Here is a 16,360-nt window from a genome sequence, read left to right on the forward strand (position 1 = left end):
CCCTCAGCCGACGATGCTCGAACCCGTGTAGAGGTGCAGCACGGGCACGCCCAGCGCTTCGCGGGCGCGGGAGGCCCAGTCGCGGCGCAGGGTGTCGTCGAGCAGCTTCGGCGTCGTCACGACGACGACCTCGGCCGCCCGGTGGTTGGCCACCGCCTGGGTGAGCGCTGGCAGCGGGTCGTCCTGGACGACGACGCCCTCGGCCGTCGCACCGGCCGCCGTGAGCAGCGCGAGCGAGAGCCGCAGCGCCTCGGCCGCTTCCGTGCGCGCCTTCCGGTCGTCCGGGTCGGGGTTGGTGATGTCGTGCCACAGCCGGCGCAGGTCGAGCAGGCCGAGGTCGTTGACGACCTCCTGGAGCACGTGGTGGTCGGTGTCCGCCGGGACGAGCACCTCGAAGCGGACCGCCCGCCCGGCGTAGGTCTCGACGATCTGGGCCACGTCGGTGTCGAGCAGGGTGTCCTCGGTGAGGACGACGACGGTCTGCGTCAACGCTTCCTCCAGGGTCTCGGGATCTCGGGGCGGTCTCAGACGCGCAGGACGACGACGTCGTGGCCCGGCAGGGTGAGCGTGTCGCCGTCGGCGGTGGCCTCGCCCGTCCACGACAGGACGATCTCGCGGACCTGGCCGCGCACGTGCACCTCGCGCGGCTCCTCCTCGAGGTTGGCGACGACCGCGAGCGCGCCGCGGTACATGGCGATCCAGCCGCCGTCGTCGCAGGTCGTCACGCCGGTGTCGACGCGCACGCCGCCGGCGATGTCCGTCTCGGTGTGGCGCAGGGCGATGAGCTGGCGGTAGAACGCGAGGAGGCGAGCGTGACGCTCCTGCTCCGGCTCGGACCAGTCCAGGCGGCTCGCCTCCACGGTCGACTCCGCCTGCGGGTCGGGCACCTCGACGTCGCCTCCGTACACCTCCTCCCAGCCGTGGGAGCCGAACTCCTCGCGGCGGCCCTGGCGGATCGCCTCGGCGAGCTCGGGCTCGGCGTGGTCGGTGAAGTACTGGAAGGGGGTGGTCGCGCCCCACTCCTCGCCCATGAAGAGCATCGGGGTGTAGGGGCCGAGGATCGCGATCGCCGCCGAGACGGCGAGCTGGCCGTCGCTGAGCACCCGGCTGGGGCGGTCGCCGACCGCGCGGTTGCCGACCTGGTCGTGGTTCTGGGTGAAGACGACGAAGCGCCGGGTGTCGACCTCCGCCGGGACGGGCGCGCCCCACACCTTGCCGCGGAACTCGGAGTACGTGCCCGCGTGGACGAAGGTCTCGGCCAGGGCGGTCCGCAGGGTCTCGGTGTCCCCGAAGCTCACGTAGTAGCCGTGCCGCTCCCCGGTGAGGCGGGCGTGCAGGGCGTGGTGGACGTCGTCGTCCCACTGCGCGGTCATGCCCATGCCGCCCTCGCTGGTCGGGGTGACCATGCGCGCGTCGTTGAGGTCGGACTCGGCGATGAGCGACAGCGGTCGGCCCACCTCCCGCTCGAGCTCGGCGACGGCGTCGGAGAGCTCGGCGAGCACGTGCCGCTCGGAGTCGTCGATGAGGGCGTGGACGGCGTCCAGGCGCAGCGCGTCGACGTGGAAGTCCCGCAGCCAGCGGAGTGCGTTCTCGACGACGAACTGCCGCACCGGTCCGGCGTCCGGCCCGTCGAGGTTGACCGCCGCGCCCCACGGGGTCTCGTGGCGCTCGGTGAAGTAGGGCCCAAACTGGCCGAGGTAGTTCCCCGAGGGGCCGAGGTGGTTGTAGACGACGTCGAGGCACACGGCCAGCCCGCGCGCGTGGGCTGCGTCGACGAAGCGCTGCAAGGCCTCCGGGCCGCCGTAGGGGTGGTGGACGGCGTAGAGCGCGACGCCGTCGTAGCCCCAGCCGTGAACGCCCGGGAAGGCCGCGACCGGCATGAGCTCGACCATGTCGACGCCGAGCTCCACGAGGTGGTCCAGGCGCTCGACGGCGGCGTCCAGAGTGCCCTCGGAGGTGAAGGTGCCGACGTGGAGCTCGTAGATGACCGCGCCGAGGCTGGAGCGGCCGCGCCAGTCGGTGTCGCCCCACGCGTAGGCGCCGGCGTCGAAGACGCGCGAGGGGCCGTGGACCCCCTGCGGCTGCCAGGGGCTGCGAGGGTCGGGCAGGCCCGGACCGCCGTCGAGATGGACGAGGTAGTCGGTGCCCGGGGCCAGCGGCTCCGCCGTCGCCCACCAGCCGTCCTCGCGCGCCTCGAGCGGGAGGCGCTCGGCGGTGTCGTCGTCGGGACCGGACGGCAGGCTGATCTCGACGGCGCCCGCGTGCGGCGCCCAGACGGTCAGCGGCTCAGGCATCGGCTCTCTCCAGCAGTGCGACGGGGTGGTGGTCGAGGAGCTCGGCCAGCCGGCACGAGCCGCCGGACACCTCGCGCCCGGTGAGGACGTCGCGCCAGTGACCCTCGGGCAGGACGACGGTGTGCTCGCCGAAGCCGCCGAGGGCGTCGAGGCCGCGCGCGAGTCGCGTGACGACCGTGACGGCGCGGGGGCCGGAGTCGTCGCCGCGGGCGAAGGCGATCGCGTGGCCGGTCGAGCTCGGCAGCGGCAGGTACTGCGCGGTGGCGCCGACGAAGGCGGCGGCCTCCCGGCGCCGCAGCCGCAGGGCGCGGGCCGTGAGGGCGAGCTTGACCTCGTCCAGGGTGCCGGGCGTCGCACCGCCGTCGAGGCGCTCGAGCTGCTCGGCGAGGGCGGTGAAGTCGACGGGCCGCCGGTTGTCGGGGTCGACGAGGGAGGTGCGGGTGACCTCGGTGCCCTGGTAGACGTCCGCGACCCCGAGCACCGTGAGCTGGAGCAGCTTGGCGCCGAGCACGGCGGCACGGACGGCGTCCGCGGTCAGGCGCGTCCAGTCGGTGAGCTCCTCGACGACGGCCGGGTGCTCGAGCAGCGCGCTGGCGTAGTCGAGCAGCGCCTCCTCCCGCTCGGTGTCGGGGTCGGTCCACGTCGTCCACGACTTCTGCTCGCGCACGGCCTTGACGAGGTAACCGCGCAGCCGCTCCGCCGTCATCGGGTCCGACTCGGTCCACGTGCCGACGAGGACCTGCCACAGGAGGTTCTCCGCGCGGCCGTCGAGGTCGGCGGGGCGGATGTCCGCCGTCGCCTCCCGCAGGCGGCGCAGCATCGTGAGCCACTCCTCGGCGTACTCCGAGAGCACTCCGATCCGGGCGCGCACGTCCTCCCCGCGCTTGGTGTCGTGGGTGCTGACCGCCGTCATCGTCGCCGGGTGGGTGCTCAGCGTCTGGGCCACCCAGGCGTGCAGCTCGTCGACGCTGATCCCGAAGCGCCGCGGCGCCCCGCCGACCTCGCACAGGCTCACGAGGTGGGTCCACCGGTAGTAGGCGGTGTCCTCCACGCCCTTGGCCATGACGGCGCCGCAGGTCTGCTGGAAGCGCACGATGAGCTCGGCGCGGCGGGCGTCGTGGACGCGTCCGGCGCTGCCGACCTCGCGGCCCAGGACGAGGTCGACGACGACGTCGAGGGTCTCGTGGCGGTCCTCGTCCAGGCGGGTGCGGGCCTCCTCGGCGGCCTCCCGCACGACGTGCTCGCTCAGCGGCGGCGCGGGCTCGCCGGGCACGACGTAGGCGCGGTAGCGGTCGAAGGCGACGAGGAGCTCGACGACGCAGTCCTCCAGGGACCGGTAGGTGTGGTCGCGCAGGCGCACGTCGTCGTCACACAGCTCGCGCAGGATGGTGGCCAGGCGGTGGACCTCGGCGTAGAGCGAGGTGCCGATGATCTGCCGCTTGGCCTCACAGATCATCTCGCTCAGCTCGCCTCGGGAGTCGCCGGCGACCTCGGTCATCGCGGTGCCCAGGGCCCCCGAGCCCGCCGGGTCGGTGAGGACGGAGTTGATCCGCCAGGCGGCGTCGTAGCCGGTGGTGCCGGCCGCGGGCCAGTCCGGGGCAAGGGTCTCCTCGCCCTCGAGGATCTTCTCCGCGACGACCCACGCCCCGCCGGTGGCCTCGTGCAGGCGCTGGAAGTAGCCGCGCGGGTCCGCCAGCCCGTCTGGGTGGTCGATGCGCAGGGCGTCGATGTGCCCGGAGTCCATGAGCTCGAGGAGCAGTGCGTGGCTGGCGTCGAAGACCTCGGGGTCCTCGACCCGCAGCGCGGCGAGCGTGTCGACGTCGAAGAAGCGCCGGTAGTTCAGCTCCTCGTCGGCCACCCGCCAGTAGGACAGCCGGTAGAACTGCCGCTCGAGCAGGTCGGCGAGGGGCAGGTGCTCGGTGGAGGGGCGTACCGGGAAGGTGTGCTCGTAGTAGCGCAGGACCGGCTGCTCACCGAGCTCGGGCTCGCTAGGGACGACGATCTGCTCGACCCGCAGCTCCCCGCCCGCGAGAGCCACGCCCACGCGCTCCCCGAGGACCGGCATGAGGATCCCGGGACGCTCGGAGTCGAGGTCGACGTCGAACCACGCGGCGTAGGGGGAGTCGGGCCCCTCCTTGAGCACCGACCACAGGGCGCGGTTGTGCCAGGCCGGCGTCGGGACGGCCATGTGGTTGGGCACGACGTCGACGACGACCCCCAGGCCGGCGGCGTGCGCCGTCGTGCACAGCCTCTCCAGGCCCTCCCGGCCGCCCATGACGGAGGAGATGCGGGTGTGGTCGACGACGTCGTAGCCGTGCGTGGACCCGGGGGCGGCCTCGAGGACGGGGGACAGGTACAGGTCCGTCACCCCGAGGTCGGCCAGGTAGGGGACCAGCGCCTCCGCGTCGGCGAAGGAGAGGTCCGGCCCGAGCTGCAGCCGGTAGGTGCTCACCGGCAGGCGGCGCCCGGGGGAGGGCAGGTGCCCGGAGGCGGCGGTGTGCTCTGTGCTCACGCCTCCTCCTCCCGGGGGCAGACGAGGATGACCGTGTTGTGGGCGATGACCTCGAGGGTGTCCCCGGGGTGGTAGTCCCCGTTCTCGACGGCGGTCGGATCGGTGTTGATCGCCGTGCGCCACACCGAACCGAACTCCCCGTCGGGGATGGTGAACGTCACCGGCTCCGCGGCGGCGTTCAGGAGGACGAGGAGGTTGTCGTCGGTCACCCGCTCGCCGCGGGCGTCGGGCTCTGGGATCGCGTCGCCGTTGTAGAAGATCATGATCGAGCGCGCGTGCGACAGGTCCCAGTCCTCGTCCTCCATCGGCTCGGCCGTGGGGCGGAGCCAGGCGATCTCGCCGACGTCGGACTGCCCGCCGTGGCCCGGATCGCCGGCGAAGAAGCGACGACGGCGCAGCACCGGGTGGGCCATGCGGAAGTGGACCATGCGCTGGGCGAAGTCGAGCAGGTGCTCCTGCTCGTCGGTGAGGTCCCAGTCCACCCACGACAGCTCGTTGTCCTGGCAGTAGACGTTGTTGTTGCCCTGCTGGGTGCGGCCGAGCTCGTCACCGTGCGCGATCATCGGCACGCCCTGGGAGAACAGCAGCGTGGCGAGCAGGTTGCGGTGGCGGCGCAGTCGCAGCGCCCGGATCTCCGGGTCGTCCGTCTCGCCCTCCACGCCGCTGTTCCACGAGCGGTTGTGGGTCTCGCCGTCGTTGTTGTCCTCGCCGTTGGCCTCGTTGTGCTTCTCGTTGTAGGAGACGAGGTCACGCATCGTGAAGCCGTCGTGCGCGGTGACGAAGTTGATCGAGGCGACCGGGTGGCGCCCACTGTGGGCGTACAGGTCCGCGGAGCCGGTGATGCGGGTGGCGAACTCGGCGAGCGTCGAGGGCTCGCTGCGCCAGAAGTCGCGCACCGTGTCCCGGTAGCGCCCGTTCCACTCGGTCCACAGCGGGGGGAAGCCGCCGACCTGGTAGCCGCCCTCGCCGAGGTCCCACGGCTCGGCGATGAGCTTGGCCTGGGAGATCACCGGGTCCTGCTGGATGATGTCGAAGAAGGACGACAGCCGGTCGACCGCGTGCAGCTCACGGGCGAGCGTCGAGGCGAGGTCGAAGCGGAAGCCGTCGACGTGCATCTCGGTGATCCAGTACCGCAGCGAGTCCATGATCATCTGCAGCGTGTGCGGCGAGCGCATGAGCAGGGAGTTGCCCGTGCCGGTCGTGTCGAAGTAGTGCGCCTTGTCGTCCTCGACCAGCCGGTAGTAGGAGGCGTTGTCGATGCCGCGGAAGGACAGCGTCGGGCCCAGGTGGTTGCCCTCGGCGGTGTGGTTGTAGACGACGTCGAGGATGACCTCGATGTTGGCGGCGTGCAGGGCCTTGACCATCGTCTTGAAGTCCTGCACCTGCTGCCCGGCCCCGCCCAGCGAGCTGTAGGCGTTGTGGGGCGCGAAGAAGCCGATGGTGTTGTAGCCCCAGTAGTTGCTCAGCCCCTTCTCCTGCAGGTGGGGGTCGTTGACGAACTGGTGGACGGGCATGAGCTCGATCGCCGTGACGCCGAGGGCAGTGAGGTGGTCGATGACCGCGGGGTGGGCCAGTCCCGCGTAGGTGCCGCGGAGCTCTTCGGGCACCTCGGGGTGCAGCGCCGTCAGCCCCTTGACGTGCGCCTCGTAGATGACCGAGTCGTGGTACTCGTGGGCCGGCGGGCGGTCGAACTCCCAGTCGAAGAAGGGGTTGATGACGACCGAGTGCATCGTGTGCGGCGCGGAGTCATCGGTGTTCCGCTCCTCCGGGTCGTCGAACTGGTAGGAGTACAGCGACGGGTCGGAGCTGATGTTGCCGTCGATCGCCTTGGCGTACGGGTCGAGGAGGAGCTTGGAGGGGTCGCAGCGGTGACCGTTCTCCGGGTCGTAGGGGCCGTGCACCCGGTACCCGTAGCGCTGCCCGGGCTGGGCGGAGCGCAGGTACCCGTGCCAGACGTGACCGTCGACCTCGGTGAGCTCGATGCGCTCCTCGGTGCCGTCGTCGTCGAGGAGGCAGAGCTCGACCCGCTCGGCGACGGAGGAGTAGAGGGCGAAGTTGGTGCCGGTGCCGTCGAAGGTGGCACCCAGGGGGTAAGGACGTCCAGGCCAAGGCTGCATGAGCGCTAGGTTCTCATCGCTTCGCCGATTCGGCCTGCGAAGAGACGACGAATTCTCCGACCGGCCCAGGGAACGAGTAGGGCCCCCGACCGGTGGTCGGGGGCCCTACTGTGCTGGTGGGCGATACTGGGTTCGAACCAGTGACCTCCTCGGTGTGAACGAGGCGCTCTACCACTGAGCCAATCGCCCGCGCTGGACGATGTTAGCCCACCGGTGGGCGCGGCCCCAAACCGGTCACGGGTCGAGGTCCTCGGCAGCCCGGGCGGCGTAGACCTCCTGGACCCGCGTCGTCACGGGGCCGGGCGTGAGCGGGCGGCCGTCGATGCTGTCGACCGGGACGATCCCGCGGGTGGCGGAGGTCACGGCGGCGTGCTGCGCCTCGAGGAACGCGCTCATCGGCAGGACCTCCTCACGCACGGGCAGCCCGGCCGCCCGTGACCACTCGAGGACGAGCTCGCGGGTGACGCCCGCAAGGCAGCCGGACGTCAGTGGAGGGGTGAGCAGCTCGCCGTCGCGCTCGACGAAGACGTTGGACGCCGAGCCCTCGCACAGCTCCCCGCGGGTGTTCGCGAGGACCGCCTCCGTCCCGCCCTGGCGGCGGGCGTGCTCGAGGGCGAGGACGTTCTCCCCGTAGGAGGTCGACTTGACCCCGACGAGCGGGGAGCGCTCGTTGCGCACCCACGGCACGACGACGACGGCGGTACGCGGGGTCGGACCGTCCGCCCCCGGGTGGGGCACGGGTTCGGCGGAGGCGGTGAGGAGGAGTGTGGGCCGCGCCTCGGAGCGCGCCGTCCCGGCGGGCAAGGCACCGGCGGTCAACGTCATCCGCAGCCGCCCGCTCCCGCCGTCGAGCCGGGAGGCGAGGTCGAGGGCCGCGTTCGTGACGACGTCGGCGGACGGCGCGGGAAGTCCGGCGGCGGTGGCGGAGCGCACCAGCCGGGCGACGTGCCGACGCAGTGCGAAGGGCCGCCCGGAGACGACGACGCAGGTGTCGAAGACGCCGTCGCCCACCATGAGGCCCCGGTCCAGGGCCGTGACGACGGGTTCGTCGGCGGGCCGGACCTCACCGTCGAACCACACGAGGGTGCTCATGGGGTGCAGCCTTCCACCCCACCCGGCGCGGGCGCACCCGCGTCCGGGGAGCTCAGCGTCGGGGCTGGGAGGCGAGAGCGACGAGGCGGGCGGCCTTGAGCTCGGTCTCGCGCCACTCCGCCTCCGGGTCGCTGCCCCACGTGATGCCGGCGCCCGTGCCGAAGCGGAGGGTGCCGGGACCGTCGGTGGCCGGCGGGGTCCACCAGAAGGTGCGGATGCCGACGGCGAGCTCGGCGCGGCCGGCATCGGCGTCGATCCACCCCACGGCGCCGCAGTACGGCCCGCGGGCCGCGGTCTCGAGCTCGGCGATGAGACGCAGCGCGCTCGACTTCGGCGCCCCGCTCACCGACGCGGGCGGCAGGGTCGCGTCGAGCAGGGACGCCCAGCCGGGGGCGTCGAGCGGGCCGCGCAGCGTCCCGCCCACCCGCGAGACGAGGTGGACCAGGCCGGGGTGCTGCTCGACCGCGCACAGGTCGATCACCTCCACGGTTCCCGGCAGGCAGACGCGTTGCAGGTCGTTGCGCACGAGGTCGGTGATCATGACGTTCTCGGCGCGGTCCTTCTCGCCGAGGTCCTCCGGGCGGGTGGCGGTGCCCTTGATCGGGCCGGACACGACGCGGCCGTCCCGCACGGACAGGAAGAGCTCGGGGGAGGCGCTGACCACCCAGGCCGCCCGCTCCGCCGTGCCGACCGGCACGTGGACCGTCCCCGCGTGGGGCGCGGGGTTGCCGGCCGCGAGGACCGCGGTGAGCGCGGCCGCGTCCGGCTCGGCGGCCGCGGAGCCGAGCGGGGCGGACAGCACCCGGCAGATGTTGGCCTGGTAGACCTCGCCCTCCCGCACCGCCGCGCGGACGCGCCGGACGGCGGCCACGTACTCGCCCTCGTCGAGGGACGAGCGCCAGGACGCGGGATCGGGGCCGGACCACCTGCCGGCGACCCCGGCCGGGATTCCACCCGTGGTTCTTGTCACATCGTGGACGTTTCGGGCTACATCGGTGAAGTTCCAGCCCGTGATCGCACCCTCGAAGTCGGCCACCACGGCCCACCACCCTGACCCCAGCAGCTCAGGGTGTTTACGCAGGTCAGCGCACTGGGCGAGGCTCGTGGCGTGCACCCCGGGGAAGCTCGCGAAGGCCTCGTCGGGAGGCTCGGGGAGGGCTGCTGAGGTCACCCGCGCCACGCTAGTGGGCGAGTTGGACGAGCGGCCGTTCCCTCGGCTAATGTTGTCAACGCCGCCGGGGAAGCCCGGCAGCAACGCGGATGTGGCTCAGTTGGTAGAGCATCACCTTGCCAAGGTGAGGGTCGCGGGTTCGAGTCCCGTCATCCGCTCGAGGTACCACCCCCCGGTGGGGCAGTACAAGCCTCAGGGTGGCGTGGCCGAGAGGCGAGGCAGCGGCCTGCAAAGCCGTACACACGGGTTCGAATCCCGTCGCCACCTCTCGGTAGCAGTACCCGAAAGGGCGATTGGCGCAGCGGTAGCGCGCTTCCCTGACACGGAAGAGGTCACTGGTTCGATCCCAGTATCGCCCACCAGCACGAAGCCCCCCGGCCACCAGGCCGGGGGGCTTCGTCGTTCCCGGGCGGAGGTCTACCGTCGTGCCCTCGGCAGGAGGAGGACCGCTGTGGACCAGGTCACGCTCTACCTCGACACCGCCCGCGCCTACGTCGACGTTGTGCGCCTCGTCGGCCCGGGGGACTGGGCGCGTCCGGCGCTCGGCGTGTGGGACGTGCGCTCGCTCGTCGGGCACACGGCCCGTGCCCTCACGACGGTCGTCGAGTACCTCGCGGCACCCGAGCCCTCGGACGGCGACGGCGTCCTCACCGCCCCCGCCTACTTACTCGCCTTCGCCGCGTCGCCGGACAAGGCGGCCGCGGACGCCGCCGTGGCCGCCCGCGGGCGCGAGGCGGGGCTCGCGCTCGGCGCGGACCCGGCCGGGCGGACCGCGGAGCTCGCCGACGAGGCGGTGCGTGCGCTGGCCAGCGTCCCGGCGGGGCGGCTCGTCGCAACCCGCTTCGGCCGCCTCCGGCTCGAGGAGTACCTGCGCACCCGCACCTTCGAGCTCGTCGTCCACGGGTTCGACCTCGTCCGGGCGCTCGACCTGCCCGGCGACCTGCTCCCGCGTCCGGCCGTGGACGGCGCGCTCGAGCTGGCGGCGCAGACGGCTGCCGCTGCGGGGCACGGCCCGCAGGTGCTCGCCGCGCTCACCGGCCGCGCGACCCTGCCGCCGGGCTTCGCGATCCTGTGAGGAGTGTGATCCTGGCGACACCGGCAACGGATCGGTGACGATTGTCGGCGCGCGGGGACCAGGGCCGGGGGACGCGAGCGCAACCTGAGTACGATCGGTCAGTCATGTCCGAACCACAGCGGGAGCCCACCGTGTCATCCGTCTCAGAGCAGGTCCTCACCGTCGACGGCGCCGAGCGGACGGTCACCGAGGGCACCACCGGGACGGACCTGTTCGGCGAGGACCGCGCCGTCGTCGCCCTCCGCGTGGACGGCGAGCTCAAGGACCTCTCCACCGACGTGTCGCGGCTCCCGGCCGGCGCCGTCGTCGAGAAGGTCGAGATCGCCAGCGAGGACGGCCTGGCCATCCTGCGCCACTCCGCCGCCCACGTGCTCGCCCAGGCGGTGCAGCAGGTCCGCGCCGACGCAAAGCTCGGCATCGGCCCGCCCATCACCGACGGCTTCTACTACGACTTCGACGTCGAGACCCCGTTCACGCCCGAGGACCTCAAGGACCTCGAGAAGCAGATGAACCGGATCATCCGCGAGGGCCAGACCTTCGTGCGCCGCGTCGTCACCGACGAGGAGGCGCGCGCCGAGCTCGCCGACGAGCCCTACAAGCTCGAGCTCATCGGCCTTAAGGGCTCCAGCGCCGAGGACGCCGCCGAGGGCGCCTCGGTCGAGGTCGGCGCCGGCGAGCTGACGATCTACGACAACGTCCGCCGCGGGGGAGAGGTCGCCTGGAAGGACCTGTGCCGCGGCCCCCACCTGCCGAGCACCAAGCTCATCGGCAACGGCTTTGCCCTCATGCGCTCGGCCGCCGCCTACTGGCGCGGCAGCGAGAAGAACCCCCAGCTCCAGCGCATCTACGGCACGGCGTGGCCGTCCAAGGACGAGCTCAAGGCCTACCAGGAGCGCCTGGCCGAGGCCGAGCGCCGCGACCACCGCCGCCTCGGCTCGGAGATGGACCTCTTCTCCTTCCCCGACGAGATTGGCTCCGGCCTGCCCGTCTTCCACCCCAAGGGCGCGATGATCCGCATGGAGATGGAGGAGTACTCCCGCCGTCGCCACGTCGAGGCCGGCTACTCCTTCGTCAACACGCCCCACATCACCAAGGGCCACCTCTTCGAGGTCTCCGGCCACCTCGACTGGTACCGCGAGGGCATGTACCCCCCGATGCACCTGGACGAGGAGCGCGACGCCGAGGGCAACGTCAAGCGGCAGGGGCAGGACTACTACCTCAAGCCGATGAACTGCCCGATGCACAACCTCGTCTTCGGGTCCCGCGGCCGCTCCTACCGCGAGCTGCCGCTGCGGCTCTTCGAGTTTGGCACCGTCTACCGCTACGAGAAGTCCGGCGTGGTCCACGGCCTCACCCGCGCCCGCGGCTTCACCCAGGACGACGCCCACATCTACTGCACCCGCGAGCAGATGAAGGACGAGCTCAACTCGCTCCTCACCTTCGTCCTCGACCTCCTCAAGGACTACGGGCTCGACGACTTCTACCTCGAGCTGTCCACCCGCGACCCGGAGAAGTCCGTCGGTGACGAGGCGACCTGGGAGGAGGCCACCCGCGTCCTCGAGGAGGTCGCCACCGCCTCCGGCCTCGACCTCGTCCCCGACCCGGGCGGCGCCGCCTTCTACGGCCCGAAGATCTCCGTCCAGGCCAAGGACGCCATCGGCCGCACCTGGCAGATGTCGACCATCCAGCTCGACTTCAACCTCCCCGAGCTCTTCGACCTCGAGTACCAGGCCGCCGACGGCACCCGCCAGCGCCCGGTCATGATCCACCGCGCGCTCTTCGGCTCCATCGAGCGCTTCTTCGGCGTGCTCCTCGAGCACTACGCCGGCGCCTTCCCGGCCTGGCTCGCGCCCGTCCAGGTCGTCGCCGTGCCGGTCGCCGACGTCTTCGACGACTACCTCGCCGACGTCGTCGCCCAGCTCCGGGCCCGCGGCGTCCGCGCCGAGCTCGACCGCAGCGACGACCGCTTCAACAAGAAGATCCGCAACGCCACCAAGGAGAAGGTGCCCTTCGTCCTCATCGCGGGCGGCGAGGACGCCGACGCCGGAGCGGTCTCCTTCCGCTTCCGCGACGGCACCCAGCGCAACGGCGTCCCCGTGGCGGAGGCGGTCGGGCTCATCACCTCGGCCATCGCCGAGCGTTGGCAGGTGTCGACGGCGTGAGCGAGCTCCAGCCGCCGAGCGGCGAGCCGGCGGAGGGTCTCGTCGGCGTGCCCGACGCCTTCCAGCGGCTGTGGACCCCGCACCGGATGGCCTACGTCGACGGGCACGACAAGCCCGAGGACGCGAGCACCGGGCAGTGCCCCTTCTGCCGGGCGCCGGAGCGGGAGGACGCCGAGGCGCTCATCGTCCACCGCGGTGAGCTGGCCTTCGTCGTCCTCAACCTCTACCCGTACAACCCCGGGCATCTGCTCGTGTGCCCCTACCGCCACGTCGCCGACCTCACCGAGCTGACGACGGCGGAACGGGACGAGGTCGGTGCGCTCAGCGCTACCGCGATGACCGTGCTGCGCGAGGTGAGTGCGCCGCACGGCTTCAACCTCGGCATGAACCAGGGCGAGGCCGCCGGTGCCGGGATCGCCGCCCACCTCCACCAGCACGTCGTGCCGCGGTGGGGCGGGGACGCGAACTTCTTCCCGATCGTCGCCGGCACCAAGGCCCTGCCCCAGGTGCTCGGCGAGACCCGCGACCTCATCGCCGCCGCGTGGCCGGGGGCGACGTGCTGAGCACCAAGGGGCGCGTCGTCACCAACGCGATCTTCGGCCCCGTCGCCCGCACGCTGGTGCGCGCCGGGGTCAGCCCGGACACCGTCACCGTCACGGGCACGGTTCTCACCGTCGCCGTCGCGCTGTGGCTGCTCCCCACGGGGCACTTCGTCGCCGGCCCGCTCGCGATCGCCGTCGTCGTCCTCATCGACAGCGTCGACGGGCTCATGGCCCGCATGCTCGGGCGGTCCACCCGGTGGGGCGCCTTCCTCGACTCCACCCTCGACCGCCTCGCGGACGCCGCGATCTTCTCCGGCATCCTCCTGTGGGGGATCTCCGCCGACGAGCCCTGGGTGCTCGGCACGGCGCTGGCCTGCCTCGTCCTCGGCAGCGTCGTCCCCTACGCCAAGGCCCGCGCCGAGGGGCTCGGCATGACTGCGTCCGGTGGGATCGCCGAGCGCGCCGACCGCCTCTTCGTCGCCCTCGCGGCCGTGCTCGCCGTCGGGCTCGGCGCCCCGCTGCCCGTGCTCGTCGTCGCCCTCGGCCTGCTCGCCCTGGCCAGCCTCTACACCGTCGGCCAGCGGATGGGCACGGTGTACCGTCAGACGCGCGGGGACACGGGGCAGAGCGCATGAGCCCGGACCCCGCAGCGCTGCTGCTGACCGCCGCGCGCGTCGTGCCCCGGCTGCCCTCCTGGCTCTCCGCCGGGATCTTCGCCGGTGCCGCCGAGCTCGCCACCCTCACCGGCCTGGCCGGGGTGGGGCAGCTGCGCGCCAACCTCGCCCGCGCCGTCCCCGACGCGTCGCCGCGCGAGCTGCGCCGGCTCACCCGCCGCGGCATGCGGTCCTACCTGCGCTACTACGAGGAGTCGCTGCGGCTCCCGGCGGTGAGCGAGGCCCAGCTCGGCCAGCGCGTCCGCGCGGTCAACGCGGACTGGGTCCGCGCGGAGTTCGCCGCCGGCCGCCCGGTCGTGGCCGCGCTCGGGCACCTCGGCAACTGGGACCTCGCCGGCGCCTGGGCCACCCGCTTCCTCGCCCCCGTCGTCACCGTCGCCGAGCACCTCGAGCCCGAGGAGCTCTTCCAGAGCTTCCTCGACTTCCGCCGCGGGCTGGGCATGACGATCATCCCGCTCGAGAAGGACGGCTCGACCTTCCGCGCCCTGCTGCGGGAGACCCGCGCCGGCACCCCGCTCGTGCCGCTGCTCGCCGACCGCGACCTGTCGCGGACCAACGTCGACGTCGAGCTCCTCGGCGAGCGCGCCCGCGTGGCGCCCGGACCGGCGACCCTCGCGCTGGCCACGGGCAGCTCGCTGGCCTTCGTCGGCATCCGCTACGAGCGGCTCTCGGGTCCGCGCCGCCAGGCGGCCGGCAGCCGCTGGGGGATCGTCATCACCTTCTCCGACCCCATCGCCGCACCCGAGGGCGTCGCTCGCGAGGAGGCCGTCGCCGCCATGACCCAGGCCTGGGGCGACGAGCTCGGCCGCGCGGTCCGCGAGTACCCCGAGGACTGGCACATGCTCCAGCCCGTCTTCGTCGCCGACCTCGACCCCGCACGGCTCAAGCCGGCCGGGAGCGTGGCCTGATGCGCGTCGGGATCGTCTGCGGCTATTCCTTCGACGTGCCGGGCGGCGTGCAGTTCCACGTCCGCGACCTCGCCGAGCACCTCATCGCCACCGGCCACGAGGTGAGCGTGCTCGCCCCCGCCGAGGACGCGACCCCGGTGCCGGACTACGTCGTGCCCGCGGGCCGGACCGTCGCCCTCCCGTACAACGGCTCGGTGGCGCGCCTCAACTTCGGCCCGGTCGCTGCCGCGCGCACCCGCCGCTGGCTCGAGGAGGGCGACTTCGACGTCCTCCACCTCCACGAGCCCATCACCCCGAGTCTGTCGATGCTCGCGTTGTGGATCGCCGACGGCCCGATCGTGGGCACCTTCCACACCGCCATGGACCGCTCCCGGGCGCTGCAGGTCGCCTCGCCGCTCGTGCGGCCGCTGCTGGAGAAGATCGGTGGACGCATCGCCGTCTCGGAGGAGGCGCGGCGCACCGTCGTCGAGCACCTGGGCGGGGACGCCGTCGTCGTCCCCAACGGCGTGTTCGTCGACCGCTTCGCGCAGGCGCCCCGCGCGGAGGCGTGGCAGGGGACCGACGAGCGGCCCACGGTCGCCTTCCTCGGCCGCCTCGACGAGGCGCGCAAGGGGCTGCCCGTCCTCGCCGAGGCGATCCCGCAGGTCCTCGCCCAGGTCCCCGGCGCCCGCTTCCTCGTCGCAGGCCGCGGCGACGTCGAGGAGTACCGCTCAACGCTCGGCGGTGACTCCGTCACCTTCCTCGGCCCGGTGAGCGACGCCGAGAAGGAGTCCCTCCTCGCGTCCGTCGACGTCTACGTCGCCCCGCACACCGGCGGGGAGAGCTTCGGGATCGTCCTCGTCGAGGCGATGAGCGCCGGTGCGCACGTCGTCGCCAGCGACATCCCCGCCTTCCGTGCCGTGCTCGACGGCGGCCGCTACGGCACCCTCTTCCCGACCGGCGACGCCGCGGCCCTCGCCGCGGCACTCGTCGCTGCGCTGCGCGACCGACAGGCCTCCCGCCCGCTGCGGGAGGCGGCCAGCGAGGGCGTGCGGCGCTACGACTGGTCGGTCGTCACCCGGCAGGTGCTCGCCGTCTACGAGATGGTGACGGCGTCGACCGGCGTGCACGTGCACGAGGACCCGCGCTCCCGCACGGTCGTCGGTCGGCTGCGCGCGGCGCTGGACGGGCGCACGGAGGTGGAGCGATGACCTGGGAGGGGTGGACGCTCGTCGTCGTGCTGCTCGTGCTCGTCCTCGGGTGGGTGCTGTGGCTGCTCGCCTCGCGGGTGGACCGACTGCACCGCAAGGTGCTGCGCTCCCGGGCGACCCTCGAGCTCCAGCTCGCCCAGCGCGCCGCCGCGGCGCACGAGCTGGCGATGAGCGGGGCGCTGGACCCCGTGGAGTCGGTGCTGCTCGCCGACGTCGCGCAGCGCGCCAGTGCGGTGGCTCCCGGCCGGGTCGTCCGCGACGGTCTCGAGGGCGAGCCGGACGTCGACGAGCCGACCGGTGACGTCGACCGCTCGCTCGTGGAGTCCGAGCTGTCCCGGACCCTGCGTGCGCTGCTCGAGTCGCACGCCGACGCCGAGCCGCTCGGCGACAACCCGCTCGCCGTCGAGCCGCTCCACCGCCTCGACGCCGCCTGGTACCGCCTCGAGCTGGCCCGGCGCTTCCACAACGCCCACGTCGCCGAGGTGCGGCGCATGCGCGCCAACCCGGTCGTGCGGGTGCTCCACCTCGCCGGGCGAGCGCCGATGCCGCACGCCTTCGACATGGACGACGCCCGGCCCGCCCGCTGAGCCCCTCCGCTGCGCCCGCCCGCAGGTCCCGCCCGC

Annotated in this window: 13 protein-coding genes and 4 tRNA genes; 10 read left to right on the top strand and 7 right to left on the bottom strand. The window is 72.9% G+C overall.

All coding sequences use genetic code 11. The annotated features are described in order from the left end of the window. Window positions 1-3: 3 nt before the first annotated feature. From AA0005_RS09245 to AA0005_RS09275, 7 genes are all read right to left on the bottom strand, one after another. Window positions 4-489, bottom strand: coding sequence for a hypothetical protein (locus AA0005_RS09245; protein ID WP_413449886.1), 486 nt, complete (start codon window positions 487-489; stop codon window positions 4-6). Window positions 490-524: 35 nt separating this feature from the next. Next, complete coding sequence (gene treZ / locus AA0005_RS09250) at window positions 525-2,294, bottom strand: malto-oligosyltrehalose trehalohydrolase (RefSeq protein WP_413449887.1); 1,770 nt, start codon at window positions 2,292-2,294, stop codon at window positions 525-527. Further along, window positions 2,287-4,806, bottom strand: coding sequence for a malto-oligosyltrehalose synthase (gene treY / locus AA0005_RS09255; protein WP_413449888.1), 2,520 nt, complete (start codon window positions 4,804-4,806; stop codon window positions 2,287-2,289). The genes treZ and treY overlap by 8 nt, the downstream gene beginning before the upstream one ends. Continuing rightward, complete coding sequence (gene glgX, locus AA0005_RS09260; protein ID WP_413449889.1) at window positions 4,803-6,923, bottom strand: glycogen debranching protein GlgX; 2,121 nt, start codon at window positions 6,921-6,923, stop codon at window positions 4,803-4,805. The genes treY and glgX overlap by 4 nt, the downstream gene beginning before the upstream one ends. A 114-nt stretch (window positions 6,924-7,037) precedes the next feature. Then, a tRNA-Val gene (locus AA0005_RS09265) sits at window positions 7,038-7,112 on the bottom strand. Window positions 7,113-7,157: 45 nt separating this feature from the next. Further along, window positions 7,158-8,015, bottom strand: a complete 858-nt coding sequence (locus AA0005_RS09270) for an aminotransferase class IV (RefSeq protein ID WP_413449890.1) — start codon at window positions 8,013-8,015, stop codon at window positions 7,158-7,160. A gap of 52 nt (window positions 8,016-8,067) precedes the next feature. After that, window positions 8,068-9,186, bottom strand: coding sequence for a chorismate-binding protein (locus tag AA0005_RS09275; protein ID WP_413449891.1), 1,119 nt, complete (start codon window positions 9,184-9,186; stop codon window positions 8,068-8,070). Between the two features lie 85 nt (window positions 9,187-9,271). Between AA0005_RS09275 and AA0005_RS09280 the strand changes: the two genes are divergently transcribed. The 10 genes from AA0005_RS09280 to AA0005_RS09325 all read left to right on the top strand — a co-directional run bounded on the left by AA0005_RS09280 (window position 9,272) and on the right by AA0005_RS09325 (window position 16,324). Next, a tRNA-Gly gene (locus tag AA0005_RS09280) sits at window positions 9,272-9,344 on the top strand. Window positions 9,345-9,382: 38 nt separating this feature from the next. Further along, window positions 9,383-9,453, top strand: a tRNA-Cys gene (locus tag AA0005_RS09285). A 20-nt stretch (window positions 9,454-9,473) separates the two neighbouring features. After that, window positions 9,474-9,548: transfer RNA gene (locus tag AA0005_RS09290), tRNA-Val, on the top strand. A gap of 89 nt (window positions 9,549-9,637) precedes the next feature. Next, entirely contained in the window at window positions 9,638-10,261 is a 624-nt protein-coding gene (locus AA0005_RS09295) for a maleylpyruvate isomerase N-terminal domain-containing protein (RefSeq protein WP_413449892.1), read from the top strand. A gap of 104 nt (window positions 10,262-10,365) precedes the next feature. Beyond that, entirely contained in the window at window positions 10,366-12,423 is a 2,058-nt protein-coding gene (thrS, locus tag AA0005_RS09300; protein ID WP_413449893.1) for a threonine--tRNA ligase, read from the top strand. Then, window positions 12,420-12,986 (top strand): HIT family protein, encoded by a 567-nt coding sequence (locus tag AA0005_RS09305; protein ID WP_413449894.1) that lies wholly within the window; start codon window positions 12,420-12,422, stop codon window positions 12,984-12,986. The genes thrS and AA0005_RS09305 overlap by 4 nt, the downstream gene beginning before the upstream one ends. Then, window positions 12,980-13,600, top strand: coding sequence for a phosphatidylinositol phosphate synthase (gene pgsA, locus AA0005_RS09310; protein WP_413449895.1), 621 nt, complete (start codon window positions 12,980-12,982; stop codon window positions 13,598-13,600). The genes AA0005_RS09305 and pgsA overlap by 7 nt, the downstream gene beginning before the upstream one ends. Continuing rightward, window positions 13,597-14,547 carry a phosphatidylinositol mannoside acyltransferase gene (locus AA0005_RS09315; protein ID WP_413449896.1) on the top strand — a complete coding sequence of 317 codons (951 nt, stop codon included), beginning with the start codon at window positions 13,597-13,599 and terminating at the stop codon, window positions 14,545-14,547. The genes pgsA and AA0005_RS09315 overlap by 4 nt, the downstream gene beginning before the upstream one ends. Then, a complete protein-coding gene (locus AA0005_RS09320) occupies window positions 14,547-15,737 on the top strand; it encodes a glycosyltransferase family 4 protein (protein ID WP_413449897.1) in 1,191 nt (396 codons plus the stop codon). The genes AA0005_RS09315 and AA0005_RS09320 overlap by 1 nt, the downstream gene beginning before the upstream one ends. Then, window positions 15,734-16,324: a hypothetical protein gene (locus AA0005_RS09325; protein ID WP_413449898.1), complete on the top strand. Its 591-nt coding sequence runs from the start codon at window positions 15,734-15,736 to the stop codon at window positions 16,322-16,324. The genes AA0005_RS09320 and AA0005_RS09325 overlap by 4 nt, the downstream gene beginning before the upstream one ends. The last annotated feature ends 36 nt before the right edge of the window (window positions 16,325-16,360 follow it).

The organism is Georgenia phoenicis (genome assembly GCF_047302425.1).
GTDB lineage: Bacteria > Actinomycetota > Actinomycetes > Actinomycetales > Actinomycetaceae > Oceanitalea.